The sequence below is a fragment of the Pedococcus aerophilus genome, from assembly GCF_039532215.1.
Lineage (GTDB): Bacteria > Actinomycetota > Actinomycetes > Actinomycetales > Dermatophilaceae > Pedococcus > Pedococcus aerophilus.
In genome coordinates, this window is sequence record NZ_BAAARN010000001.1 from 2,258,762 (window position 1) to 2,283,854 (window position 25,093).

Below are 25,093 nucleotides of genomic sequence, written 5' to 3' on the forward strand. Positions count from 1 at the left end.
GCTCAGCCTCCCTTCGGCGCGGCGAGCACGTCTGCGGGCAGACCCTTCGCGCGCGGGTAGGACTTCTCCAGCTCGGCGAACACGACGTAGCGCTGCGCCGCGCTGTACTTCGGGTGGCAGGCCGTCATGGTCAGCCAGCGCCCGGTCGGCTTCACCCCGACCTTCTCCGGCACCGGGGCGATGACGTCCACCTCGCTGGGCGCGACGATGACGTGCCGCCGCACGGCATACACGTGGAACTGCGTCCTGGTCTCGATGACGATGCGGTCCCCCGAACGCAACCGGTCGATGTCGTGGAACGGGCGGCCGTAGGTGGTGCGGTGACCGGCGATCGCGAAGTTGCCGACCGCGCCGGGCCCGGCCGTCCCGGTGTAGTGACCCACACCGTCCATCAGGATGTCGCGGCTGGTCCCCTCGAGCACCGGTCTGGCGTAGTCGGCGCCGAGGCGGGGGATGCGGACGATGGCGAACGCCTCACCGAACGGCACGGCGGCAGGTCGCTGGTTGGCGGCGGACACCGGTCCGGGCCCCGCGGCGAACTCCCGGCTGAGGGAGTTGACCGTGTCGTCCTGCGCACGGTTGGCCGTGACGTCGGTCCACCACAGCTGCCACCCGACGAACAGGAGCAGGACCAGGCCCGCGGTGACGAAGAGGTCGCCGGTCAGCCCGAGGACCCAGCGACCGGCCCGGGCAGCACCGGAGGTCATCGAGCCGCCTGGGCGTCCCGCAGGTTGAGGGAGCCGGCGTAGGCAGGGAAGGTCGCCTCCCGCAGGGTCCTCACGTCGTAGCCCAGGCCCGCCGCGTCGACCCACTGGCGGTAGATGCCGATCGTCGGGCTGGACTCGAGCGCGGCCTGGAGCCGGTCCTGGTCGCCGATCGCGGTGATGACGTAGGGAGGGGAGTAGACCCGGCCCTGGAGGATGAGCGTGTTGCCGACGCAGCGGACAGCGCTGGTGGAGATGACCCGCTGGTCCATCAGCGTCATCGCCTCGGCCCCGCCCTGCCATAGGGCGTTGACCACCGCCTGGACGTCCTGCTGGTGCACGACGTAGTCGTCGACCGAGAAGCCCTCGGGCAGGACGTCCGGGACGGACTCGGCGTCGGTCATGGTGACCCGGACCGCGGGCCCGGCGACCGGCTCGGTACCTGCAGCCAGGCGCAGGGCGTCGGCGGCGTCGGTCAGCTGGGTGACCCTGAGGTCGCCCGGGGCCTGCTGGGCGGAGAGCCGGTCGACCTCGGCGCGCAGCGAACCGACCTGTTGCGCGGCGATGGCGTTCTGGCGGGTCTGCTCGCGGATGAGGCCCGGGACGTCGCCCCCGGAGGAGCGCAGATCGGTGCCCTTGGCGGTCGCGGCACTGAGCGCGAACATCACCCCGGCACCGAGCGCGACGAGGGGGACGACGGCCGACCACAGCGTGGGCCGACGCGTCAGCCACGTCAGTCGCTGGTCCGCCATGGCACTACGCTATGCCAAACGTCCCGGCGGCTCGATGCCGTCCGACCTGCGAGGAGAGTTTTCCCGTGCCGGAGTCCAAGGGTCGCGCCAAGCGCGCCTACACCCCGCCCAGCAAGCCCGCGAAGGCCAAGGTCGGCAACCCGCCGTGGTTCGTCCCGGTCATGCTCACCCTCATGGTGCTGGGCCTGCTGTGGATCGTCGTCTTCTACATCACCAGCCAGCGCTTCCCGATCGAGTCGATCGGCCGCTGGAACCTCGGTGTCGGGTTCGGGCTCATGCTGACCGGCTTCGCGATGACGACCCGCTGGCGCTGACCGAGCAAGCCCCGTCCCCGGACGACGAGGTCCTCCCGCCTCCGTCCACGCAGCACACGAGAGCGCACCCCGGCCCGGCCGGGGTGCGCTCTCGTCTCAGCCGGTGGGGGACACCCGGGGAGCAGGGGTCAGATGCTCGTGGCCGACGTGTTGAAGATGTCGCGGAGGTTGGTCCCGAGCAGGGCCACCGCCACGATGATGACGATGGCGATGAGCCCGACCATCAAGCCGTACTCGACGGCCGTGGCGCCACGCTCCGGGCGTGTGAGGTGCTGGATCTTGGTGAGAAGCGTGGTCATGGGGACTCCCTCAGGGGCGGTGGACCAGGGCTGGAGCGCCCTACGAGGAGAGTGGCAGGGCCGGCCCCGCGCAGGATCGGCCTGATGTGGGTCGGCGTCCTCCACCATCAGGACGAGGAGGGACCGGCGAACCGTGCGGCAGGTCGGGCCGGTGGTCGGTTCCCCGGTGTCCCCACCGTTGTCCACACACCTGTCCCGCTCGTCCCCATGGTTGTCCACAGGAAGTTGTCCACAGGTTTGTGCACAGCTGGGGACAAATGACAGCCGTGTAATCCGCCCGGCTCAGCCGAGGAGGACGAGGTCGGCCGAGACCGCGTACTTCACCACGGCCAGCACGACGAGGACGGCCAGCACCGCCACGACACCGGGCCACTGCCAGCGACGGCGTTCACGCGGCGTCGTCCACGAGATGACCGCGGCGAGCGCAGCTCCGGTGAGGAGGCCACCGAGGTGGGCCTGCCAGGCGACGTTGGGCAGGACGAACCCGAGGACCGCGTTGATCGCGATGGTCGCGTACATGCCGCCCGAGGACCGGCCGAGGTGGCGGTTGAGGACGAGCAGCGCCCCGAACAACCCGAAGACGGCACCCGAGGCACCGACAGCCGGGGTGAGCCACATGCTCCGGGTGGCGACGTCGGTGGGCGGGCTGGACATGAGCAGGTACACGACAGAGCCGCCGATGGCGCTGATGAGGTACACCGCTGCATACCGGGCCGCACCGAGCAGTCGCTCGAGGTACTGCGCCCCGACCATCCACAGGGCGAGCATGTTGAACAAGATGTGGGTGACGTTCCCGTGGGCGAACGCCGACGTGAGGAAGCGCCACGGCTCGGACTCCCCCAGCACGGGCACGAACGAGATCTCGCTCGTCAGCCGCGGCGACATGGTCTGCAGCACGTAGACCAGCACGCAGATCCCGATGATCACGTAGGACACCGTGGGGGTGTCGGTGACGCGTCCGCCGAAGATGGTCGTGGCCGAGCGCATCGTCTTGGCCTGCTCGCGCACGCAGTCGACGCACTGGACCCCCACGGCCGCCGGCCGCTGGCAGTCCGGGCACACCGGACGGCTGCAGCGCTGGCACCGCACGTACGACACCCGGTCGGGGTGCCGGGGGCAGACCGGGGACGCCTGCTGCTGCGGGGGTGCGGTGGGATCGCTCATGGGTGACACCTTTGCGGTTCGAGGTATTCGCCTACCGGATCGGGGTAGGCGAATACCTCGGCCGGGGACAACAGGTCAGTCGTTGACGACGACCGACTCGATGACAACGTCCTCGACGGGCTTGTCGTTCGCGCCGGTGCGGACATTGGCGATCTTGTCCACGACCTCGCGGCTCGGGCCGTCGGCGACCTCGCCGAAGATGGTGTGCTTGCCCTGCAGCCACGAGGTGTCACCGACGGTGATGAAGAACTGCGAACCGTTGGTGCCCTTGCCCATCCGCTTGCCGGCGTTGGCCATGGCGAGCATGTAGGGCTGGTTGAAGTTCTTGTCCGGGCTGATTTCGTCGTCGAAGGTGTAGCCGGGGCCACCGAAGCCCTGGCCGACCGGGCAACCGCCCTGGATCATGAAGCCGGGGATGATGCGGTGGAAGACCAGTCCGTCGTAGAACGGCGTGGGGTTGGTGCGGCCCGCGTCGTCGCGGTACTCCTGCTCGCCCTTGGCGAGGCCGACGAAGTTCGCGACCGTCTTGGGAGCGTGGTCGGGGAAGAGGGTGACGTTGATGTCGCCGTGGTTGGTCTTGAGGGTGACGTCCATGCCGCTCATCCTTCCACGGAGCACGTCAGCACGCCGTCCGCGGGACACCCGCTGGGTTGCCCACCAGCCGAAACAAGGCAGGATGGGACGGGAGAGGCCCTCCTCCGGGGAGCCGTCCATGTCCGCACCACCAGGGAGGCACAGGTGTTCCGCACCAAGAGCAAGACCGAGCAGGCCGCAGACGCAGTGAGCTCCACGGCCCACACCGCGGCGGACTACGCATCGACCCTCAAGGACCGCGTGGCCCCGGCTGCCGAGGTCGCCAAGGACCGCGCCGGCCAGGCCAAGGACTGGAGCAAGCCGCACGTCGAGGCCGCCCGTGACTGGGCCAAGCCGCACGTGGACCACGGCATCGAGGTCGCCGCCCCCAAGCTCCAGGGTGCCGTCGAGGGCCTCGCGCCCAAGGTGGACACCGCGCGCGACACCATCGTCGACAGCCTGCTCCCGAAGGTCGCCGAGGCCATCGCGGCCGTCGCCGCCGCCTCGGCTGCCGCCAAGAACACCGCGACCGACGTGGCCGGCGAGACCGCCGACCGCTCCAGCGGCGCCTTCCACGTGCTCAAGGGTGACGCCGTCGCCAAGCGCAGCGGCCGCAAGGGCAAGGTGTTCATCGCCTTGGGCCTGCTCGCCGCCGCGGGTGCCGCGTTCGCCGCCTTCCGCAAGTCCGCGCCCCGCGAGGACCCGTGGGCCACGCCGCTCGACGACCCGTACACCGCGCCCACCAGCGGTCGCGCCTCCACGTCGGAGAAGGTCTCGAACCTCGCCGACGCGGCCAAGGAGAAGGCCGGCGCTGCCGCCGACACCGTCAAGGACAAGGCCAGCGAGGCCAAGGACAAGGCTGCCGGTGCCGCCGCCGACGCCAAGGACAAGGTGACCTCCCAGGGCAAGCACGCCGCCGGTTCGGCTGCCGACGCCACGAAGGACGCCGCCGAGACCGTCGCCGACAAGGCCGATGAGGCCAAGAACAAGGTCGACTGACCTCAGCTCCACCGCCCTGCCCGCAGGGTGCACCGTCCGGGGTGCCGCACCGTCGACTCGACGGGGTGGCACCCCGCGGTGTTTGTCCCGGTTTGCCACCGCCCCCTCGAGCGACGGTTCGGTATGTCGCGCGGCCGGCTCCGTCGGACCCGCCGGGTAGCGTGGGCGTCATGTGGGACGCACTGGCCGGACCGTTCCTCGCCGTGGCGGGGCTGCTCGTGGTGGCCGGCCTGCCCAAGGTGGTCGACCCGCTGCCCCTCGTCCGCGCCCTGCGCTCGGCCGGGTTCCCGCTGCGTCCGGCCCTCGGGTCGGCCCTCGTGCGCGCCTTCGCCGTCGCCGAGGTCGCCATCGGGACCTGGGCGATCATCGCCCCCGGCCGCCTGAACGCGGCCCTGGTCGCCGCGGCATACCTCGTCTTCACCCTGTTCGTCGCGCGCGTGCTGACGCGCGGCGGGGTGCTGGGGTCGTGCGGCTGCTTCGGCAAGCCCGACACCCCGGCCACCCGCACCCACCTCGGCCTCACCGCGGTGGCGGCGCTCGTCGCCGCCGCCCTCGCCACGGACCCGCCCTCCGCGGTCTGGTCGGCCGCCGGTTCTGTCGCGACATCCGGCGGTCCCACGGGCCCCGCCCTCGTCACCACCGTGGGCCTCGCCGTCCTCATCGCCGGTCTGGCCTGGATGGTCATGGCCGTCCTGCCGACGACCACCGCCGCCGCCGTCCGCAGCGCCAACCCGACCCGCACGAAGGGCTGACCCATGCTTGCCGTCGTCATCGCCGAAGGGGTCGCCGTCGTCCTGCTCGGCATCCTCGTCCTCGGTCTCCTGCGCAGCCATGCGCTCATCCTCAAGGCGCTGCACGAGCTCGGCGCCGGCCTCGAGCTGGAGAAGGACGCCGGCACCGGGGTCACCACCGCCACCACGGGCGGCAAGCCCGGTCCGGTGCCGGTCGAGCTGGAGACCGGGGTCGTGCCCGCCACCCGGCAGGACTCGACCACGGCCCACGACATCGTCGGCACCGACCTCGAGCGGGCCTCGGTCGACCTCGCCGTCACCACCCCGGGGCAGCGCACCCTGCTGGCGTTCCTCACCAGCGGGTGCAGCGTGTGCCAGACCTTCTGGGACGAGTTCCAGCACGAGGTCGACGTCCCCGGTGACGGTGACCTGCGGGTCATCGCCAAGGGGCCGGAGGAGGAGTCGATCCCCAGCCTGCGCTCGCTGGCGGGCGAGCTCCCGGTCATCCAGTCGACGTCGGCCTGGGTCGACTACGACATCCCCGGCTCGCCTTACTTCGTCTACGTCGAGGGTGGTCGTGTCACCGGCGAGGGCTCGGCGACGACCTGGCCGCAGGTCCGCGACCTGATGGCGCAGGGGGTCGCCGACAGCAAGGACGCGCGAGCGGCCGCCGGCCGCACCGGCCCCGGCGCCCTCGTGGGCGAGGGGCTCGGGCGTGGCGAGCGCGACAGCCTGCCCCGGATGGACGGCGAGCTCCGCGCAGCCGGTATCGCGCCGGGCCACCCCAGCCTCTACGAGTCACCCGACCCCGACGAGATCACCCTCGACGAGCACGTGGGGCACGAGCACGTGGGGCACGAGCACGCGGGGCACGACCACTCGCACGACCACGGCGGGCACGACCACGGTGACCACGCCGGGCACGACCACCACGAGCATGACCACACCCACGACCACAGCGGGCACGCGCACGACCACCACTCGCACGAGCACGCGGCGACCGGCCGGCACGAGCACTGACCCGTGTCCGTCACCGTCCTGGCCCTCGCGCTGGGCCTGCCCATGGCCGCGGTCGCCGCGGTGCGCGCCACGTGGTCCCCTTGAGGTGAGTCGATGCTCTCGAGCATCAGCCCGCTCGGTGAGCGGGCCAGGAACTCCCGCTGGTGGTTGACCACCGCGGCATACCTCGTCGGGTCGTTGGTCGGCGGTCTCGCTCTCGGCGGGCTTGCGGCGCTGCTCGGCTCCGCCCTGCCCGAGGACGTCCGTGCCTCGTCCTGGGTCCTCGGAGCCGTCGCCCTGCTGCTGCTCGTCGGCCTGGCGTACGACAGCGCGCCGGGCAGCCAGATGGTCCCCTCGTGGAAGCGGCAGGTGGACGTCAACTGGCTCGACGAGTACCGCGGCTGGGTGATGGGTCTGGGCTTCGGGGTCCAGCTCGGCTTCGGCCTGGTCACGATCATCACGAGCGCGACGACGTATGGCGTCGTGCTGCTGGCCGCGCTGTCCGGCGACCTCGGCGCGGGGCTGGCGATCGGTGCGGTGTTCGGGCTGGTCCGCGCCCTGCCGTCGCTGCTCATGGGTCGGGTCCGGGACCGGTCGGCCCTGCACCTCGTCTTCACCCGTGTCGAGCGAGGCGCCAAACCGGCACGAATCATGGCTAGGGTGGCGCTGGGAGGAGCGGCCGCCGCACTGCTGGTCGCCGCAGTAGGGAGCTGAACGATGGCAGACGCATACGGACTGGCCGCAGACGCGCCGCGGGGGTGGCACGTCGCCGTGACCCGCAGGCCGGGCGCGACCGACACGGCAGCGACCCCCGGCGCGCGGGCAGCCTTCGAGCCGCAGGACGTCACGCGCCCGGTGCTGCACGCCTGCACCCGCGCGATGCCGACGGCCCGCGGTGACTTCGGGACCGGGGTCGTCGACCTGCTCGGTCCGGACGACATCTTCGTCGCCCTCGTCGACTACGGCACCGAGGTCGCCGACCAGGGCCTCTTCGAGAAGCAGGGGATGCCGCGCCTCGCGCCCTCGCAGTTCGCCCCCAACCGCCTCCAGCGGCCGCTGCCCGGGCTGAGCGCCTCGCAGCACTTCTTCAGCTCCGGCGGTCGGGCCTTCTGCCTGTTCACCGTGATCGGCAGCCACGCCCGCCGGATGGCGTCGGTGCCGCGAGCCGTCGCCCTCGTCAACTCCGTGCAGATCACCGACCGGGCCACGCTGGCCCGCCAGGGAGGCCACCCGTGAGCACGCTCGACGACCTCAACGCAGGACCCGGCGGCATCGCCGGGTTCGTCAGCTCGCTGTCCCGGCGAATGCGTCCGGTGTCGCGGCGCGACGTGTTCATCGGTGCCGCCGTCGCCGGTTCGGCGCTGGCGACCCGCCCCAAGGACTACGTCCTGCGCCCGCAGCCGGCCTACGCCACGATCTGCGGGCCCGGCAACACCGCCAGCAGCGGCTGGACGGTGTTCTGCTGCACCATCAACAAGGGTGTCAACGCCTGTCCGCCCGGCAGCTTCGCCGCCGGCTGGTGGAAGGCCGCCGACTCGTCCTGGTGCGGCTCCGGCTACCGCTACATCGTCGACTGCAACGCGTCCTGCTCGAAGTGCTCGACCGGCTGCACCGACGGCATCTGTGACAACAAGTGCTGGAGCTGCTCCTGCGGCACCGGCTCGAGCGCGTCCTGCGACCAGCGCAGGGTCTGCTGCAACGCCTTCCGCTACGGCCAGTGCAACACCCAGGTGAAGTGCAGCGGAGGCGTGCACTGCCGCGTCGTGAGCTGCGTGGCGCCCTACCAGTGGGCCAACTGCACGACGACGTCGCTGCAGGACAACCGCACGAGCGAGCACAGCGCCCCCTGCCTGCCGAAGTGGGGCGTCCTCGCCGCCAAGGACAAGGCGATGGGTGCCCAGGGGTCCTACCTCAAGGCGTCCCTGGGGCCGATCAAGGCCAACGGCGACAACCGTGGCACCCGCATCGACTTCCAGGGCGGCTCGATCTACACGACCTCCTCGACCGGCACCCGGGCCGTCCCCAACGTCGTGAAGAACGTCTGGACCCAGGTCGAGGGCATCAACGGCCTGCTCGGGTACCCCACGAGCGACTGGCTGACGAACAAGACGCAGGGTGGGTGGCTGCAGACGTTCGAGCGCGGCGCCATCGCCGACTCCCCGAGCACCCCGACCAAGATCGTCTACGGCGAGGCCGACACCGCCTGGAAGGGCACCGGTCGCGAGGCAGGCGTCCTCGGGTACCCGATCAGCAACCGTTACTCCGGCATGACCGACAGCGGCTGGCGCCAGGAGTTCCAGCGCGGGGTCATCATCGACTCCGCCTCCACGCCGACCAAGATCATCTACGGCACGGCCTACACCGCGTGGAAGGCCACCGGGCGCGAGACCGGTCAGCTCGGCTACCCGCTGAGCAACCGCTACTCCGGCATGACCGACAGCGGCTGGCGCCAGGAGTTCCAGCGCGGCGTCGTCATCGACTCGGCGAGGACGACCACCCAGGCCATCAGCGGGGTCATCCACGCCGCCTGGGTCGCAGGTGGACGTGAGACCGGTTGGCTGCACTACCCGACCGGGCCGAGGAGCAACGCTGCCCGCGGGATCTACCAGGCCTTCCAGGGCGGCGAGGTCTGGGCGCTCGGGAGCGGTCCGGGCCGTCGCGTGCTCGGCTCGGTGCTTGCTCGCTGGAAGGCGGACGGCGGGGCGACCGGCCAGTGGGGCTACCCGCTGTCCGACACCCGACAGCTCGCCGACGGGCGACTCACCTGCACCTTCGAGGGCGGGACGATCACGGCCTAGGGACGACCCCTGCGTGTGTGGGGACCGCCGTCCTCCCGCAGCACCCGGGTGCCGTCGGGCAGCCGGCGGGTGACCATGGTCGTGTCGAGTCGCTCGAGCAGTGCGATGACGACGCGCCGTGACGTGTCGAGGGCGACGGCCAATTCGCGTGGGCCGAACGGCTGGACCAGCCCCGCGGCTGCGTCCGCTGCGCGGGCGAGCGCGTCACCTTCGAGGACGAGGCCACCGACTCGGGTGACCTGACCAGCTCGCTCAGCGCCTGCGAGCAGGTGCGGCGTGACGCCCCACTCCTCGAGCTGCGCGCGGGTGGGTGGGGTCAGCGGCACTGTGGCAAGGTGCCCGAGCAGCGGCGCCAAGGACTTCTCGGCATCTCCCGCCGCAGCCGCACCGGCTGGGCGCGCATCCGCCGAGGGCCGGGTTCGCGCTGACCCTCCTCCTGTAACCGCACGACGCGGCCCGTGCCTGCGGGGTGGATCGACCGCGACCACCTCGACGCCGGCGCGCACCTCGTGCAGCCCGGGGTCACGCAGCACCCCGCGGTCCCCGACGGCGATGTGGAGCGGGCGCTTCGCGCGGAGCCGGACCCGACCGTCGGACAGCTCGTGGACGTGCACCCCGACCGCCGCGGTACCGAGGTGCAGCACCAGCTGTCGCGGCAACGGCGTACGCGGGCCGACGACCAGCCAGGGCGCGTGGGTGGTCACGTCGACCACGGCCGCGGCGTCCGGCAGCCGAGGATCGAGCAGGACGTCGCCGCGGGCCACCTCGTCGAGGTCGACTCCTCGCAGGTTCACGGCGACCCGGGCCGGGCCGACCACCTCGGCGACCGGGGCGTCGCTGGTGTGCAGACCGCGGACCCGGACAGCGGCACCCCGCAGCACCAGCTCGTCCTCGAGGCGCATCGTCCCCGCGCCCAACGTGCCCGTGACGACGGTGCCGGCGCCACGGACCGTGAAAGCCCGGTCGATCCACAGTCGCACCGGCACCGTCGGGGCTGGGGTGCCGACCGCGACCGCCAGCCGACGCAGGGCCCGGCGCAGGTCGTCCACCCCGGCGCCGGTCCGCCCCGAGACGAGGACGGTCTCCCGAGGAGGCTCGCCCAGCTCCGCCAGGTGCGCCTCGGCATCACGGGCGACATCGGCTGCGGCGGCACCGTCGACGAGGTCGCTCCGGGTGACGACGAGCAGGACCTCGCCGAGCCCCAGGGCGGCGATGGCTCGCGCATGCTCCTCGGACTGCCGCGCCCAGCCGGCGTCAGCCGCAACGACGAACATCACCCCTGCCACCGGCCCCAGCCCGGCCAGCATGTTGGCCGCGAACCGCTCGTGTCCGGGCACGTCGACGAGGGACAGGTGCACCCCGTCGAGATCGGTCCACGCATACCCGAGGTCGATCGTCAGCCCACGCTCGCGCTCCTGCGCCCACCGGTCCGGCTCGGTGCCGGTGAGCAGCCGGACGAGGGTGGACTTGCCGTGGTCCACGTGGCCGGCGGTGGCGACGACCGCCATCTACGCGGTCGGCTGCGCAGCCGCCAGCTGCGCTCCGGCGAGGTCGATCGCCTCGGCCACGTCGTCGTCGCGGTCCGCGGCGATGCACCTCAGGTCGACCAGGCAGCGTCCGTGGTCCAGGCGGGCGAGGAGCGGACGGGCCAGCCCGCGCAGCGCGGCGGCATACGCCTCGGGAAGGGTGACGGCCCAGCCGGGCAGGGGCCGACCGGGAGCTCCCCCGCCACCCACGACCCCGTCCGCGGGCACGACCTCGACCACATGCCCTGCGCCGTGCTCGACCACCCCGTGGCGTATGGCGTCGGCGAGGCGTTCGCTGCGGGCGCGCAGCTCGACGGGGTCGGCCTCGAGGGCCTCCCGGACGGGGGTGCGGGGTCCGCGCAGGGTGGCCTCCAGTCCGGCGAGGGTGGTCTTGTCGGCGCGGACGGCGCGGGCGAGGGGGTGGCGGCGCAGGTGTTCGACGACCTCCGCCCGGCCGAGCACCAGCCCGGACTGGGGGCCGCCGAGGAGCTTGTCGCCGCTGCAGGTGACGACCGCGGCACCGTCGGCCAGCGAGGTGGCGGCGTCGGGCTCGTCGGGCAGGAGGGGGTGGGGGCGGAGCAGCCCGCTGCCCGTGTCGTGGACGACCGGGACGCCGAGGGCGGCGAGCTCGCGCACGGGGACCGAGGCCGTGAACCCCTCGACCCGGAAGTTGCTCGGGTGCACGATGAGGATGCACCCGGTGTCCGGGCCCACGGCGCCCTCGTAGTCGGCCAGGGTCGTGCGGTTGGTCGTGCCGACCTCGCGCAGCCTGGCGCCGGTGCTCTCGATGAGGTCGGGCAGCCGGAACCCGTCGCCGATCTCGACCATCTGCCCCCGGCTGACGACGACCTCACGCCCGGCCGCGAGCGCCGTGGTCGCCAGGACGAGCGCCGCTGCACCGTTGTTGACGACCAGGGCGGCCCCTGCCTCGGGCACGGCCTCGAGCAGCGCGGCCAGGGTGCCCCGGCCCCTCGTGGAGCGGGCCCCGGTGGCCAGGTCGAGCTCGACGTCGACGGCGCCTGCGGCGGCGGCGATGGCCTCGACGGCGGCGGTGGACAGCGGCGCCCGGCCGAGGTTGGTGTGGACGACGACCCCGGTGGCGTTGAGCACCGGGGTGAGGGTGGTCGCCCGGGTCGGCAGGGAGACCAGGACCGACCTGACCACCTCGTCGGGGCGCAGGTCACCGTCGCGCACCTGCTCCTGGGCGACGTGCACGGCGGCCCGGACACGGTCACGACCGAGCCGTGAGATGGCCTGCGCCACAGCGGGATCCGCGAGAACGGCATCGGTGCGTGGCACGAGGCGACGCACGTCGCCCGGGTGCGGCTGCGGCATACGTCCTCCTGTCAGGCGCCCGTCATGGCGGAGGCGGACGGGAATCGAACCCGCCAAGCCGAGCTGCTCGGCTTCACCGGTTTTGAAGACCGGGAGGGCCACCAGGCACCTGTACGCCTCCGCTGGCGAGGCTAGCGTAGGAGCGGTGAGCACCATCGACGCGACCGCGGGGACTCCCGTCCGGCTGACGCAGCATGCCTCCGGTGGGGGCTGCGCCTGCAAGATCCCGCCGGGCGAGCTCGAGGAGGTGGTACGTGGGCTGGTGGGTTCCGCGCCCTCCGACCACGGCGACCTGCTCGTGGGGCTCGACGACGGTGACGACGCGGCGGTGCTGCGGGTCGACGGCCGCACCGCCGTCATCAGCACGGCCGACTTCTTCACGCCGGTCGTCGACGACGCCTACGACTTCGGCCGCATCGTCGCGGCGAACGCGCTCTCCGACGTCTACGCCATGGGTGGGCGACCCGTGCTGGCGGTGAACCTCGTCGGCTGGCCCCGGTCCGTCCTCCCGCTGGAGCTGCTCCGCGAGGTGCTGCGGGGTGGGCTCGACGTCGCCGGCGCCGCCGGGTGCGCCGTCGCCGGGGGGCACAGCATCGACGACCCCGAGCCGAAGTACGGGATGGCCGTCACCGGCCTGGCCGACCCGGCCCTGTTGCTGCGCAACGACGCTGCGGTTGCCGGGCTCCCGATCAGCCTGACCAAGCCGATCGGGGTCGGGGTCCTGAACAACCGCCACAAGTCCACCGGTGAGGTGTTCCCCCACGCAGTGGCGTCGATGGTCGCGCTCAACGACGTCGCCTCGGCCGCGGCTGTCGCGGCCGGGGCGAAGGCGGCGACGGACGTGACAGGGTTCGGACTGCTCGGGCACCTGTGGAAGCTGCTGCGGGCCTCCGGGGTGGGGGCGGTGCTCGACTCGACCGCGGTGCCGGTGCTCGACGGTGCGTGGGAGTCGCTGCGGGACGGGTTCGTCAGCGGCGGCACCCGGCGCAACCTCGACTGGGTGCGTCCCCACCTGGAGGCGGACGTCTCAGAGGAGGTGCTGCTCATGCTCGCCGACGCGCAGACCAGCGGCGGCCTGCTCGTGGTCGGCGAGGTCCCCGGTGCGCCGGTGATCGGCCACACCGTCGCCGGAGCCCCACGGCTGCGCATCACCTGACGCTTCGGCGGCGGTGGAAACTCATCCGCGCGACGGACCCGGGGACCTCCTCGGAGCAGTACGGTGACGGCACCCGCACGACCCCCTTCGACGTGTCCGGAGATCCCCCATGCCCCGCTTCGCGCACACCCTGTCCGTCAGCGCGCCGCCGTCCGTCATCTTCGCGATCGTCGACGACTTCACCCTGACGCCGCAGTGGCTCTCACGCTGCACCGGGATCGAGAAGCTCGATGCCGGCGTCAATGACGTGGGCACCCAGCTGAAGTACCACTACGCCGACGGACGCCGCACCGGCTCGATGGACGGCGAGGTCATCGCCCGTGAGCCCGACCGGCACTTCGCGATGAAGTTCACCGACAAGATGATGGACGTGACGGTGGACTTCGTGGCCGCGTCCGACGGCGTGGGGACGACGCTGACGCACTCGATCGACATCGGCACCAAGGGGTTCGGCAAGGTGTTCACGCCGTTGATCAAGCGTGACCTGCCGAAGCAGACGATGGATGCGATGACCAAGCTCAAGACGATGGCCGAGGCCCGCGCCACGCGGTGACATCGGCGTGGTCAAGGGGGAGGGTTGATGGCGGAGGACGCGCGTTGGCGTGCCTGGGCGGCTCGGATCGCCGTGGTGGTGGCCGGTGTCGTAGTGGCGGTCGCCCTCATGGAGCTTTGGGACTTCGCGAACACCGACGACCCCGAACTCATCGAGAGCTCGGCGATCTCGCGCACCGCCGGGGTCGCCTGCGCGACGATGCGCGGAGTCGTCACCTCGGAAGCCCTCCCCACGTCGGCACCCCTGGCGCAGCGCGTCGGTGCGGTCAAGGCCCAGAACGACGCCGTCGTCGACATGCTGACCCGGCTCCGGTCCCTGGGGCCGACGGTGTTGGACGAGGACCAACCCGCCGCGCAGTGGATCGAGGACTGGGAGCGGCTGGTGGCGGCCCGGGACGCCTACGCCCGGTCGCTGGCCACCGGGAAGCCCAAGCCGCTGAAGCTGCCGGTCGTCGACGGCCGCCCGCTCGTCGAGCGGTTGAACGACGTCGGCGTCAACTGCCGGGTGCCCGTGGTCCTGCTCGCCCCCTGACAGCCCAGCCCGCCGCCGCCCGAGCGCCCCGCCACAGCCCGAGCACCCTGCCGCGACCGGGGTCTTTGAGGGATCCGACGTGCCAGGACACGTCGGATCCCTCAAAGACTCACGGTTGCAGGTGGCTGGCTCGCGTCAGAGGCCGAGCTGCAGCAGGGTCTGCTCGGCCATCGCTGCCTCACCCGTCGCGTTGGGATGGACGGGGAAAGCGTTGATCGGACCCAGGGCCGGCTCGATCCACCGCGTGCCCACCGGTGCACAGGCGTCGTGGCCCGCCGAGCTGGGCGCCATGTCGATGAACCGTGCGCCGGTCTGCTTCGCCGCCTTGGCGATGACCTCGTTGAGCACGTCCTGCTCGTGGTTCAGCCACGGCACGTCACCCATGCTGATCGGCATCGAGGCGTAGCACGAGAGCCGGCCGACCTCGGGAAGGATCTCGGGGTAGCCGACGATGACCACGGTGGCCGCGGGCGCCTTGGCCTTGACGGCCTTGAGCGCCTTCACGACGTTCGGGTAGGTCTTGGTCCTGATGGCGTCGGTGAAGGTCGTGCCGTACTTCCGCTCGCACGGGTTGCCCAGGACGTCGGTCGCCGAGATGGTCGCGCAGCCGAAGAACGAGTTGGTGAAGACCCCCTCGTCGTTGCCGCCGATGGTCATCGTCACGAGGCGGGTCTTCGACGTGACCGCGTCGAGCTGCGGGGCCACCCCGGGGCTCTGCGACGCGTAGAAGTCGGACGTGTCGGCACCGCTGCACGTGACATCGGTGAAGGAGGTCGGCTCGAGCTCTGCGGCCAGGTCGTGCGCGAAGTTCAGCGTCGAGCGGCTGCAGGCAGGCGGTGACCCGACGACGAACGGTGCCACTCCGGCCGCCGACGCATAGCTGTCGCCCAGGGCGACATACGGAGAGGTCTTGATCGAGTGCGGGTTCGCCGACGGTGGGCTGACCTTCGCGACGGCCGGCACTGCGGCGCCGAGGCCGGCAGCGGCGGCCAGCAACGTGGTGGCGAGGACACTCGTGGTGCGGCGCATCAAGAACTCCGATGTTCGTCAACGTCCGGGTCGGCGGGTCGCGCCAGCACGGTGGGCGACGTCGGCGGCGCCCGTGCCAACGTAACCCCGCACCACCACCCCGGCAACGGCTCACGCTCCAAGACCCGGGAACGGGAAGAGGCCCTCCCCGCCATACGGGAAAGGCCTCTCAACTCTGGTGGAGCCGAGGGGACTCGAACCCCTAACCCCCTGCTTGCAAAGTGGGCGCGACGTCGTCGGGGCTGGCCGTTCCTGCGTGGCGCGAGACGGGAACCGCCAGTTGCAGGTGCCCGTTCGACCACCCATTGCAGTACCTCGCTGCAGTACTGGTTCCATCACGACAGTCGAGTTTCTCGTACACCACGAGCGAAGCCGACCATGTCAGCACAACTACTTCCGATCAACTCGACGAGCCCGCTCCCGCAGGCGAACAGATGACAGTTGCTCGTCTTGGCGCACGATTGGATGAGCGCCCAGGTGTCCGCGTCGATCTGGTCACCGACGAAGCGTACGTATGGCACGTCGCGCCCATCGCGCCTGCCGAAGTGGCCGCGGCACGAGGACGTGGTCGGAACTCCGAGGTGGTGCAGCGCCGCTACGCAACTCACGATTCCGAAGTCCAGAATCGCGGACAACTCCGTCACGTCCCAGTCAAAGTCACCGTCATCCCGGCCCTCATTCATCGCCGCGGCGGCCCGCTCGAAACCTTCCGCCGTTGACTCCTCGAAGTCGAGCCGTTGAAGCTCCTGGGCCTCCCATGCGAGCAGCTGATCAAACTCGGATCCGCTGACATCTACCCACCCGAAGTACTCTTCATTCGCCGGATCCGGGGATCCGTCGTCGATCCATGCCTCTTCAGGCACTGAGCCATTGCCCTCCAACTCGAAGGGAGGAAACTCGCCTACATCGAACACGGGAATCATCGGTCCCGGCCCCCCTCGTCGTACGTACCGGATCTCTTGCGGTGCCACCGTACGACCATGTCACTCGTCCGATCCCCTATTTGCCGAGATACCTTGTTAGCCATGTCGCAGAGGTGGGTGCGGACCGCGGCTGGCGGCCACCTGTCGGGTCGCCGAAAGGAGAGCACGGCTCCCGAACTGCTTCTCCGTCGGGCCGTACACGCCACTGGAGCACGCTTTCGGTTACACGTCGGCTGGCCAAAGGGTGCACCCCTGACTTCGTCCTTCCGCGACGCAGGATCGCGGTGTTCGTGGACGGATGCTTTTGGCACAACTGCCCCGAGCACGGGCGGAGGACGCCGTGGACCGGCCCGAACGCTCAGCTGTGGGAGGAGAAGATGCGCCGCAACGCGGAGAGCGACCTTCGATCGACGCGCCTCGCCGAAGAACTCGGATGGATCGTTGTTCGAGTCTGGGAATGCCAGGTGCTCCGCAACCCAAACCTGATGGCCGCTCGCGTGCTAGAGGGGCCCAGCAACTGCTGACCGGTCCGATTTCGGTGCATCTAGTACATCAGGAACTCGCGCAACGCCCAACAATCCGCACGCCCGGTCGTGGTCCATGGACACGCCAGTACCGGGCAGACCTGCGTGATCGAAGCCCTGCCAGCCGACCTCGTGGCCGCTGCTCGCCTGTGGAGACGTGGAGCTAGGGCTCGACGCTAACCCCGAGGTTCGCGTAGAGGTCGTTCTTCATGGTCGCCCAGCGAGTGCGAAGGAACTCGACGTACTCGTCACGAGAGAGACCTGAGGATCGAATGTCAACCGCGTCCACCTCGCATAACAGGTATTTGTCCAGCCTCTTCTTCTCGGCTTCGGAGAGCGTGTTCTCCTTCAGGTACTCCGAGATAGTCTGGCTCGTCTTCTCGCGGTTCAGTGCCTTGGTGAAGAGCGCTAGGTTCGCCACGCAACTGATCGGCCATCCAGGAGAGTCCGCCGGGATCTCGTCCTTCAGGCGGGACACCGGGAAGAGGTGCTCGAGCTCGAATGTGACGTCCTCATCGTCCAGGTGCGTCACAGTGCCCGTGTACACGTACCGAAGGAACACCCGATCCAGCGCCCGGACGTACTGCCGCGTGCGCTGCTCGCGAGCGACCTGCTTGTCGAACCAGGCGTTGAGTGCGTTATCCCACGTTGCGTGGGCGATCGAGCGCGCGTAGTGCGGTGAAGGGCCAGCGATCTCGGACGACTCCTCGATGGAGTCCCAGACGCGGTTGAACACGGTGCTGTAGATCGGCCCGCGCCAGGTCTCCTCAAGCAAGTCCATGAGGTAGTGCTGACGCAGGGCGGTCTTGAGGTCGTCCCAGTCCTTCTCCCAGTCTGGCAGTTCGGACCAGTCACCTCGGGTGTCCCATCGCCCAACTGCGGCACGCGCGATCATCGACACAATCTGAAGTTCTCCGTGCGCTAGATCCACCGACGAGCTCTGACTGTTCAGCTTGAGCCCAGTGAAGGGTCGAAGCCAGGACTGCACGGCTGCCGCTGCCTTGAGTAGCGCCGCTTCCATCTTGGCCGGGTCGATGAGGTCATCGGCGTCCTTCGGCATGAACTTGTGAAGCCGTTTCATCTCGCTGAGCTGCTGACCGCGCACAACACAGCTTAGGGAGAAGGCCGCAGGTTCAGTCGTGGTTGGGTCGGGATTGGCGGGTTCCCTGAAGAGCAGCGGATGTGACTTCACCAGGACCTTGCCGAACCCGAAGAGGTACTCGAACAAGTTGAAGTCCTGGATGGTCTTGTCACGCTCGAGACCGTTGATCGAGTAGCCCTCGCTCAAGAGCGAGTTGTACTTGCTGTTAATCGCCGCGCGAATCTCGGACGAGTTGATATTCGTCTCACTGTTCAGCCAAGTTGCAGCGAAGACCTCGTACTTGTTCAACTTTGTGCCACGCTGATTGATGCGCTCGAAGATGTCGGGCAGGTCGGACTCATCGCCGGTATACGTGACGACGGCGACTGGGACGCCAGTGATGTCTACTTCGGAGCGCAGGGCGTCGAGACCATGGTCGAGAAGTTCCTCGATCTGATCCTGAAGCTCGGAGTCATCATCCTTCTCAAATTGCGCGAGCAGGCGCGTCGCGAGCCGCTTCGAGGTGAAGCCAGCGACGCTTGTGAGTTCCGCGGTCGCCTTCATCCAGTCGGCAACAACTCGCTGAACGTGCGACTCGTCAGTGTGCAATGTGCTTGAGACTGACTCGATTACGTCGCTCGGGAAGAGCGTGATGGGAGCGAACACCAGAGGCTTCTTGGCATAGGCGACGAGGGTGCTCGTTCGCTGCAGACCATCCACGACTTGGAAGAGCTCCTCATCTCCTTTCGGATTCGCACGCTTGTAGAGCAGGAGCGATCCAATGGGATACCCGCGATGGATCGACTCGATGAGATTGCTGCGCTGCTCGTCGCTCCACACGAGCGACCGCTGGAACCGAGGGATCTCGATGCGGATGCTGCTTGACCCCGGCGGGTTCTCCTGAGTGGCGTTGACCAACTGGCCCACCGTCAGCGTGATGTGCGTCGCCGCGTTCGTAGAAACCATGGCTGCAGATTACGGTCAAGATGTCAGGATCCCGACCGAAACAGACACGAGTCCTCGGCCAAACTGGTAAGAACTCCATGTGGGCAGCGTGGTCGTAGATCAGATCGGGTCCGAGGGCACCCTGCTGGAAGACTTCGACACCACCCTCACGAGCCGCCAAAAGAACGATTTGCTGCTCGCAGCCCTGCCCGGAGCCACGGTCGGGATTTACGGGGGCGAACAGGTGGTGCTCTTCCACGACCAGGTGATCATGAGGAAGCAGGTCACCTACCTCGGCATTCCGTGGGAGCCGTTCAAGAAGCGTATCCAGATTCCGAAGAAGTGGCTGGAGGTGCATCGTCAGGCGCTCGAGGACGGCCTTACGCCACGGTTCGTAGGGATCTACCACTACCGCGACGTCACGATCTTCGTGGACTTTGACCCGAGCACATACGTCCTACGCAAAGCGAACAACTCGGCCGCACACGTGTCGACGAACGACCTCTACCAGGCCCAGACGTCTGGGTTGTTCTCTCGCGTCGACGGGAGAGGCAACGCGCTCACGAGCGTCCGGTTCGACCTGCTGGCTGACTACCTGCTCGACAGGGTTCGGGAGGCGAACCCGTATCTCGACGTGTTGGCGGACTTCAACGCCGAGTTCCTCACCGACGGGCGACTCGAGGCGCTGGACGCTGTCCGTGAGATGCATGCCGCCGCGTGGCCGGACACTATGCAAGGGGAGTGGGCGGGCTTCTACCTCGAGTACCGACTTGACGAGTTCCTGAGGCGCAGCGGTGCGCACCAGTTGGTCGCGTTCCAGAAGGCAAAGCGCCGTGGCCAGCTCGACTATGACTTGGTGTTCAATGACCGCCTGAAGGTGGCCCACTACGGCGATCTGAAGGCGTCGAACATGGCCGAGCACGAGTCACCCGGTAACGCGGCCGATGACATTAGGCGCTGCGTCGCTGAGTACGGGCGGTTTTGGTACATCATCTACGAGCACGAGACGTGGCACAGCCGCGACGATGGTGATCTGCCAGTAATCGACTGGAATGAGTGGCGGCGTTCGGTCGGGCATGTGGGGCGGAAGGCCTATGACCCTCTCTCGTATGCCAGGCGCTTCAAGTCGGCCGTTCGGTTTGAGAGAATGATGATTCTCGAGGTCAACGAGGCTAACTTTCATGTGGTTCTCGGGGACTTTAATCAGGGCAGACAGCCCGACGGGGCCGCCAGGGCACTGAAGGTCATGATCACCAAGCGGAACATAGACAACTTCCTAATCTTCTCGGCGAGCGTCGATTAGCCCTTCTCCGGACCAATCTGCGCGAGCGTCTCGTCCGGAGACAGCGGGGCGGTCAGCACCGCGTCGAGGATCGACTGCCCGGCTTTGGTGCGCTTGAGGATGTCCTCGTCGCGCCTCACATGCTCGCGGAGAACGTGCCAGACCGCGCCGACGTTAACGCCGTTGCCCATCTGTCTGTAGGTAGCTGCTGGAGGCTGATGGTCGAAGTTGAACCAGTCCGGAAGGCCCTGCAAGCGAGCTGTCTCCCGGGGAGACAGCCGGCGCTCACGCGACCCAACGATCGACGTCTGCGTGATCGCCACCAGCGCGGGGAGGTACGTGGGCCGTTTGGCCCGGATGCCGGACGGGCGGAAGTGCATGACCGTATCCCACAGCCGCGGGGTGTCCTGGGCCTGCCACTCGAGCTTGCGGCGCGAGGCCGGGAAAAGAGCGGTGTACACCTTGTGCTTCTGGGCCCAGCGGTCGATCCACGTTCTGTGCTCGGCGTAGAGCGCATAGTTCTTGGCCAAGTGTCCGGCCTTCCACTTCGGCAGCGCTGGGTCGGCATCCATGAGGTCGCGGTAGACCGGCACAGCCTTGAAGTCGCCCACAACCTGCTTGAAGTCGAGCCAGGAGTCGGCCCAGATCGGGAATCCTGGAGGCTTGCGGCCATCGGTCATCTCGTACCAGGTCTGGACCCACTCGTCCCAGGCCTCGATCCATGCGCGCTCAGAGTCGGTGAGGTTGCAGCCCGGGATGTTGTGCGTGTCGTCCAGTAGGTCCTCGAGGTGCCACTCGGCCTTGGGGTCGAACCCGTCGATCCGGTCGCTGGGCAGAGCCACCGGTTCCACCTCGAGGTCGTCGCCGATACCGCTGGGGTTGTGCGTGGCTGTGATGAAGACCCGCTCGCGGACCTGGGGGCGGCCGCCTCGCTCGGGTGGCAGCAGATGCGGGGAAAAAATCGCAGGCTGCTCAGCGACCCGGTAGCCCTGCTCCTGGAGCGTCTCGATGATCACCTGCCACTCGTGCAGGTGACGGGGTCCGGCTAGATTCCTGACGTTCTCGAGCAGCACGACCTTTGGCTTGCGCCTCTCGATGATCTTCAGGATGTTCCAGTAGAGAGTGCCCCGCGTCTCGTCCATGCCTTGCTGATAGCCGGACTTGGAGAACGGCTGGCAGGGAAAGCCAGCCGCAAGGATCTCGTGCGCAGGCACGACCACGCGCTCATCGTTGGCGTCCTCGGTGATGTCGCCGAGCGGGTCGTGGGCCCAGTTGCGGCGATAGCTTGCGGCGGCCGCATGGTCAATCTCCACGGCGTAGACGCACTCTCCGCCATAAGCCTTGAGCGCCGCGTGGAATCCACCTACGCCGGCGAACAGGTCGATGAACCGGAAGGCTGGTGGGGTCATGCCAGAAGCTTAGCAACTTCAGTTCGAACTAACATTCGAGCTGCCAGCGTGTCGGGAAGCTTCAGGCTGCAGACTGGTGGAGGGCCCGACCCTGACTGTCAGAAGTCAGACTTCGCTGGCCCGACAGGTGCTGTCGGAGCCGGACCGAGCAAATTCCGTCTGATGCGGACGTTCCGGCGTCGTACATCGGTAGCCTCCAGCCATGCCCTTCGGTCCCCAGTCACTTATATGGAGGAAGGGTCCATGACCCGGACACACCGATGTGCGGCGCGCGCGCATGACAGGGGTCGCGCGTGGGTGCCTGAGCTCGCCGGCCTCTCCGACGCCGGGCACTGGACGTGAGGTGGCTGCGCGCGCTTGCAAGCAGGCGCGCTGGCTGTTCTGTCCCACCAACTCTCAATGGCTCGGTTTCCCCCGGCACGAACACGGCTGCCCAGCACCGGGATCGGGAGGCGACGGCAGCGCGATCTGAGGCATTCGCCCTGCTGTTGTACGCGCAACAGGACTGGCAGCTACGGAAGGTGCAAAGTCACGAGTTCAAGGAGGGCGGCTACACCGTTGCGAGGGTCTCCATCGACTGCGTGGCGCAAGACCTTCCTGGGCTCAGATACTCCTTTGAGAGTTCTGAGCACACCGTGGACGAACCAATTCTTGTCCCGGTGACCTTCATGCAGAAGGGTGCGCTACGACAGTTCGATATGCGCGGACCGGCCGATGAGCCCCTACCGGTGATCGGTCGCTCGGAGTACTCCGACCTCATGATCGGCGTTCTGTCTTACCAGATCGAGAACGCCATCGTGCCCGGTAGCGACCCCGCGGCGCTCAAGGATGCCCTTAATGTGGTGTTGGACGAGGACCCAGGTGCGGCGGCAAAAACTTGTGCACTGCTCGTTGACAAGGGCATTGGCATGGGTGGGGTCCGTGTCCTCGACGCGAGCCGCATCAGCCCATTCGCGGCCGCCCTCCTTTCCAGCCTTTCATCGGCGTACGTTCTCATCGCTCTCTTACCCGCTGAGTACGCGCGGAGACGCGTCGTCATCAAGTACGCGCACCTTGATCCACAAGAGGTCGAGCCGTTGGGCTGGAAAAAGCGGTGGCGGGGCGCAGCGGGATTGGAGCCCCTCCGCGTGGGCTTCGGGTTGAGTCACCCAGTCGGGTCGGCCTCTCACCACCTCCAAGTGACCGTACCCAACGCCCTACGGTGCGCCTCCCTGACGCTGCCTGGGGATCGCCAAGACAGAAACACAAGCGATGCTGCGGGCGCAGGAGTCGTCCACGTCGCGGCTCCCTACGTGCAGGACCCGGGCGAGCCGGCCGAGGCGGAGTTCGTCGTGCCGTGGTCAGGTATGCGCGCCACTACCTGGCTCGTGACCATGGTGACCTTCGCAATCACGTTTCTCGGTCTGGTGCTCCCAGGGGGTCAGGAGGCGCTGATTGACGCCGCAGACGGCGCTGCCGCCCTGCTGCTCGCCATACCTGCGGTCGCCGTGGCCTTCGCGGCCGGGAGACCGGAGAGCGCCATTGAGTCAGTCCTACTCGGCCCCCTACGCCTGGTCGTCATGTCATGTGCGTTGATGTTGCTGGCCTGCGCGGGCAGCATCGTCGGGGTGCTACATGAGCCGTGGCGGACGATCCTGTGGAGCGTTGGCGCCGTGGCATCGGGCTTTGCAACCGCAGCCTTGTGCTCGGCCGAACTCGAGGGACTACTGGGCCGTGCACGGACCCCGGCCCTCCGCGCGAGCGCCGTTGTCGCGGCAGTATTGCTGGCGTGCGGAATCTTCGCATGGTGACGCGTTTGTCGGTGGAGGGTGGCATTATGAGCAAACGCAAGAAGGGAGGCGGACCAATGACCGCAAGAAGTGACCGGGATAACGTCGATCGTGCCAAGCCGGCAGGTCGATCGTCGCGCTTCATCCTCCGAGTGCCGACTCCCGAGGCAGCCGGCCTAAGCGGAGCCGGCTCTCGCGCTGGCGGCAGTAGTCGACCCCGCTCCGACTCCAACCTGCGGCTCGCCTTGCCGGCGCTGGGCTCGGCACGCGGAGCGCGCTAGGCCAGTCGCTCAACCGGCGGCGATCGGTCCAGGGCTCCTGAGTAGCTCGGACACCACTTCAGGCGTTGCTGGAAGACGGCGACCCAAGGACATCCGATGGCACAACTGGACTTTGGGACGCTCCTACCAGTTGCCGTCCAACGGCTGACCACATGTCCGGTGGCGCACCATGCGCCGTGCGACCGAGTCGCGCTGGGAATGACACGATGCCTCAGCCTCACAGGGTCCAAAGGTCAAGTCTCGGTCCGAACGTCTTCTCTGATGCAACAAGGTGTGACGGTCGAGGCTCACCCACAGCGCGTTGGAGCGCACGCGTTTGTTCCTGGCGACGAGTCTCATGGGCGGCGAGGTCTGCGCCGGTGGTGGCGATGACGGTGGCGAGGACTTCGGTTGGGTCTGAAGAGGTGACTGCTTGGTGGTCGGTGCGCTGGTCGCGGTCGTAGGCTGTATCGACGTAGAGCCGGTTGGAGTCGCGCCCACGGGTGGCCATGACGTACAGCGGCTCCCGCTGGGTGCTGGCGGTGACGTACGCGTGGGCGGTGTCCACTGTGCGCCCTTGGGCGCGGTAGGCGGTGGAGGCGTATCCCAGCTCGACATGCTCAAGCACGTACTCGGCTGGCAGCACCAGACCCACGCCCCCACCTAGCCGGGTCACCGTCAGGGAACCGTCGGGGTTGGTGTCGGTGACGATCCAGTCGTCACCGTTCTGCACCCAACCGCGGCCGGTGGCAAGGGCGCGCAGGTTCTGCCTCGTCACGATCCGGTCGCCGACTCCGACAATGGTTCCGTTCTCAAGACGCACTCCGTCTGGGGTCACCTCGCCGCTGCGGATGCGGTGGGCCTGAGCTCGGCCGTTGAGGTCGCTAACGGTTTGGGCGTCGGCGGAAAGCATGAGCGAGGCCCGGCCGCCTTCGGTATCGGTTCGCCAGGCGTCGAAGAGAAGGTCGAGTAGGTCCTCCCGGTCACCGGACTCCACCCTGCCGTGGACCAGGTAGGTGTCGGCCACGTCGGCGTTCCCGAGGCGCAGCTGCAAGGAAGCGTCGCGTTCCCAGTCGTGGGTGAACCGGTGCACCTCGTGCAAGGTCGGGGCGTCGGGGCTGCGGTCGTCGGCCAGGAGCTTGAACGCGCCTCCGGCCTGCACCGGCGACAGCTGGGCCCAGTCGCCGACGAGCAGCACCTTCGCCCCGACCTGGCGAGCGTACCTCGACCGCATCGGCGAGCACCGCCGCCGCCGCTGCGGACGGTGCGAGCCCGACCACAGACCCGCGTCCGTAGTGGGCGTCCCACGCGGCCCGGACCATAGCCATCGCGCTCGCTGTTGCGGGCCCGCAAAGGTGAGGTGCCGTCCTGGCGCCGCAGATGCTCGGGCAACAGGTCCGGCACAGCCGGCGTGAGCATCACCGACCTCTCCGTCGC

General features: G+C 68.7%; 25 protein-coding genes and 1 tRNA gene. 13 read left to right on the plus strand and 13 right to left on the minus strand.

All coding sequences use genetic code 11. The features are described from left to right. Window positions 1–2: 2 nt before the first annotated feature. A complete protein-coding gene (locus ABD286_RS10760) occupies window positions 3–707 on the minus strand; it encodes a class E sortase (protein ID WP_344193019.1) in 705 nt (234 codons plus the stop codon). Next, window positions 704–1,456: a DUF881 domain-containing protein gene (locus tag ABD286_RS10765; RefSeq protein ID WP_344193022.1), complete on the minus strand. Its 753-nt coding sequence runs from the start codon at window positions 1,454–1,456 to the stop codon at window positions 704–706. The genes ABD286_RS10760 and ABD286_RS10765 overlap by 4 nt, the downstream gene beginning before the upstream one ends. Before the next feature lie 65 nt (window positions 1,457–1,521). Here ABD286_RS10765 and ABD286_RS10770 point away from each other — a divergent pair, with 65 nt between their 5' ends. After that, window positions 1,522–1,770, plus strand: coding sequence for a cell division protein CrgA (locus tag ABD286_RS10770; RefSeq protein ID WP_344193024.1), 249 nt, complete (start codon window positions 1,522–1,524; stop codon window positions 1,768–1,770). 128 nt (window positions 1,771–1,898) lie between these two features. On the opposite strand, the gene ABD286_RS10775 is transcribed toward ABD286_RS10770, so the two are convergent. The 3 genes from ABD286_RS10775 to ABD286_RS10785 all read right to left on the minus strand — a co-directional run bounded on the left by ABD286_RS10775 (window position 1,899) and on the right by ABD286_RS10785 (window position 3,827). Beyond that, window positions 1,899–2,069 (minus strand): Flp family type IVb pilin, encoded by a 171-nt coding sequence (locus ABD286_RS10775; protein WP_344193026.1) that lies wholly within the window; start codon window positions 2,067–2,069, stop codon window positions 1,899–1,901. A 282-nt stretch (window positions 2,070–2,351) separates the two neighbouring features. Then, on the minus strand, window positions 2,352–3,233 hold the full coding sequence (locus ABD286_RS10780; protein WP_344193028.1) for a rhomboid family intramembrane serine protease: 882 nt from the start codon (window positions 3,231–3,233) through the stop codon (window positions 2,352–2,354). A gap of 75 nt (window positions 3,234–3,308) precedes the next feature. Beyond that, window positions 3,309–3,827: a peptidylprolyl isomerase gene (locus ABD286_RS10785; RefSeq protein ID WP_056916063.1), complete on the minus strand. Its 519-nt coding sequence runs from the start codon at window positions 3,825–3,827 to the stop codon at window positions 3,309–3,311. 144 nt (window positions 3,828–3,971) lie between these two features. Between ABD286_RS10785 and ABD286_RS10790 the strand changes: the two genes are divergently transcribed. From ABD286_RS10790 to ABD286_RS10815, 6 genes are all read left to right on the plus strand, one after another. Then, window positions 3,972–4,805, plus strand: a complete 834-nt coding sequence (locus ABD286_RS10790) for a hypothetical protein (protein WP_344193031.1) — start codon at window positions 3,972–3,974, stop codon at window positions 4,803–4,805. 170 nt (window positions 4,806–4,975) lie between these two features. Continuing rightward, entirely contained in the window at window positions 4,976–5,557 is a 582-nt protein-coding gene (locus tag ABD286_RS10795) for a MauE/DoxX family redox-associated membrane protein (RefSeq protein WP_344193033.1), read from the plus strand. 3 nt (window positions 5,558–5,560) lie between these two features. Next, a complete protein-coding gene (locus ABD286_RS10800) occupies window positions 5,561–6,556 on the plus strand; it encodes a hypothetical protein (protein ID WP_344193035.1) in 996 nt (331 codons plus the stop codon). 93 nt (window positions 6,557–6,649) lie between these two features. Next, window positions 6,650–7,249 (plus strand): hypothetical protein, encoded by a 600-nt coding sequence (locus ABD286_RS10805; protein ID WP_344193037.1) that lies wholly within the window; start codon window positions 6,650–6,652, stop codon window positions 7,247–7,249. Between the two features lie 3 nt (window positions 7,250–7,252). After that, entirely contained in the window at window positions 7,253–7,771 is a 519-nt protein-coding gene (locus tag ABD286_RS10810; protein ID WP_344193039.1) for a hypothetical protein, read from the plus strand. After that, the gene (locus tag ABD286_RS10815) at window positions 7,768–9,333 is read left to right on the plus strand and encodes an LGFP repeat-containing protein (RefSeq protein ID WP_344193041.1); all 1,566 of its coding nucleotides are present in this window, start codon (window positions 7,768–7,770) and stop codon (window positions 9,331–9,333) included. The genes ABD286_RS10810 and ABD286_RS10815 overlap by 4 nt, the downstream gene beginning before the upstream one ends. On the opposite strand, the gene selB is transcribed toward ABD286_RS10815, so the two are convergent. From selB to ABD286_RS10830, 3 genes are all read right to left on the minus strand, one after another. After that, complete coding sequence (gene selB / locus ABD286_RS10820) at window positions 9,330–10,841, minus strand: selenocysteine-specific translation elongation factor (RefSeq protein ID WP_344193043.1); 1,512 nt, start codon at window positions 10,839–10,841, stop codon at window positions 9,330–9,332. The two genes, ABD286_RS10815 and selB, sit on opposite strands and share 4 nt — an antisense overlap. Continuing rightward, entirely contained in the window at window positions 10,842–12,194 is a 1,353-nt protein-coding gene (gene selA / locus ABD286_RS10825) for an L-seryl-tRNA(Sec) selenium transferase (protein WP_344193045.1), read from the minus strand. Window positions 12,195–12,219: 25 nt separating this feature from the next. Continuing rightward, window positions 12,220–12,315, minus strand: a tRNA-Sec gene (locus ABD286_RS10830). A 33-nt stretch (window positions 12,316–12,348) separates the two neighbouring features. On the opposite strand from ABD286_RS10830, the gene selD reads away from it, so the two are divergent. The 3 genes from selD to ABD286_RS10845 all read left to right on the plus strand — a co-directional run bounded on the left by selD (window position 12,349) and on the right by ABD286_RS10845 (window position 14,434). Further along, window positions 12,349–13,350, plus strand: coding sequence for a selenide, water dikinase SelD (gene selD, locus ABD286_RS10835; protein WP_425565362.1), 1,002 nt, complete (start codon window positions 12,349–12,351; stop codon window positions 13,348–13,350). Window positions 13,351–13,459: 109 nt separating this feature from the next. After that, complete coding sequence (locus ABD286_RS10840) at window positions 13,460–13,903, plus strand: SRPBCC family protein (protein ID WP_344193049.1); 444 nt, start codon at window positions 13,460–13,462, stop codon at window positions 13,901–13,903. Window positions 13,904–13,930: 27 nt separating this feature from the next. Beyond that, a complete protein-coding gene (locus ABD286_RS10845) occupies window positions 13,931–14,434 on the plus strand; it encodes a hypothetical protein (protein ID WP_344193051.1) in 504 nt (167 codons plus the stop codon). Window positions 14,435–14,569: 135 nt separating this feature from the next. Here ABD286_RS10845 and ABD286_RS10850 read toward each other — a convergent pair whose 3' ends face one another. Together ABD286_RS10850 and ABD286_RS10855 are read right to left on the minus strand one after the other, a co-directional pair. Further along, window positions 14,570–15,463 (minus strand): SGNH/GDSL hydrolase family protein, encoded by an 894-nt coding sequence (locus ABD286_RS10850; RefSeq protein ID WP_344193053.1) that lies wholly within the window; start codon window positions 15,461–15,463, stop codon window positions 14,570–14,572. 335 nt (window positions 15,464–15,798) lie between these two features. Next, entirely contained in the window at window positions 15,799–16,386 is a 588-nt protein-coding gene (locus ABD286_RS10855) for a hypothetical protein (protein ID WP_344193055.1), read from the minus strand. Here ABD286_RS10855 and ABD286_RS18905 point away from each other — a divergent pair. Continuing rightward, entirely contained in the window at window positions 16,311–16,910 is a 600-nt protein-coding gene (locus ABD286_RS18905) for a PDDEXK family nuclease (RefSeq protein WP_425565337.1), read from the plus strand. The two genes, ABD286_RS10855 and ABD286_RS18905, sit on opposite strands and share 76 nt — an antisense overlap. Before the next feature lie 163 nt (window positions 16,911–17,073). On the opposite strand, the gene ABD286_RS10860 is transcribed toward ABD286_RS18905, so the two are convergent. Next, complete coding sequence (locus ABD286_RS10860; protein ID WP_344193057.1) at window positions 17,074–18,957, minus strand: DUF262 domain-containing protein; 1,884 nt, start codon at window positions 18,955–18,957, stop codon at window positions 17,074–17,076. 79 nt (window positions 18,958–19,036) lie between these two features. Here ABD286_RS10860 and ABD286_RS10865 point away from each other — a divergent pair, with 79 nt between their 5' ends. Next, complete coding sequence (locus tag ABD286_RS10865) at window positions 19,037–20,239, plus strand: hypothetical protein (protein WP_344193060.1); 1,203 nt, start codon at window positions 19,037–19,039, stop codon at window positions 20,237–20,239. Here ABD286_RS10865 and ABD286_RS10870 read toward each other — a convergent pair. Continuing rightward, window positions 20,236–21,627 carry a DNA cytosine methyltransferase gene (locus ABD286_RS10870; protein WP_344193062.1) on the minus strand — a complete coding sequence of 464 codons (1,392 nt, stop codon included), beginning with the start codon at window positions 21,625–21,627 and terminating at the stop codon, window positions 20,236–20,238. The genes ABD286_RS10865 and ABD286_RS10870 overlap by 4 nt on opposite strands. Before the next feature lie 338 nt (window positions 21,628–21,965). Between ABD286_RS10870 and ABD286_RS10875 the strand changes: the two genes are divergently transcribed. Next, entirely contained in the window at window positions 21,966–23,417 is a 1,452-nt protein-coding gene (locus tag ABD286_RS10875; RefSeq protein ID WP_344193064.1) for a hypothetical protein, read from the plus strand. Window positions 23,418–23,894: 477 nt separating this feature from the next. Here the strand turns inward: ABD286_RS10875 and ABD286_RS10880 are convergent, their stop codons facing one another. Next, a complete protein-coding gene (locus tag ABD286_RS10880) occupies window positions 23,895–24,854 on the minus strand; it encodes an ATP-dependent DNA helicase (RefSeq protein ID WP_344193066.1) in 960 nt (319 codons plus the stop codon). Window positions 24,855–25,093 lie beyond the last annotated feature (239 nt).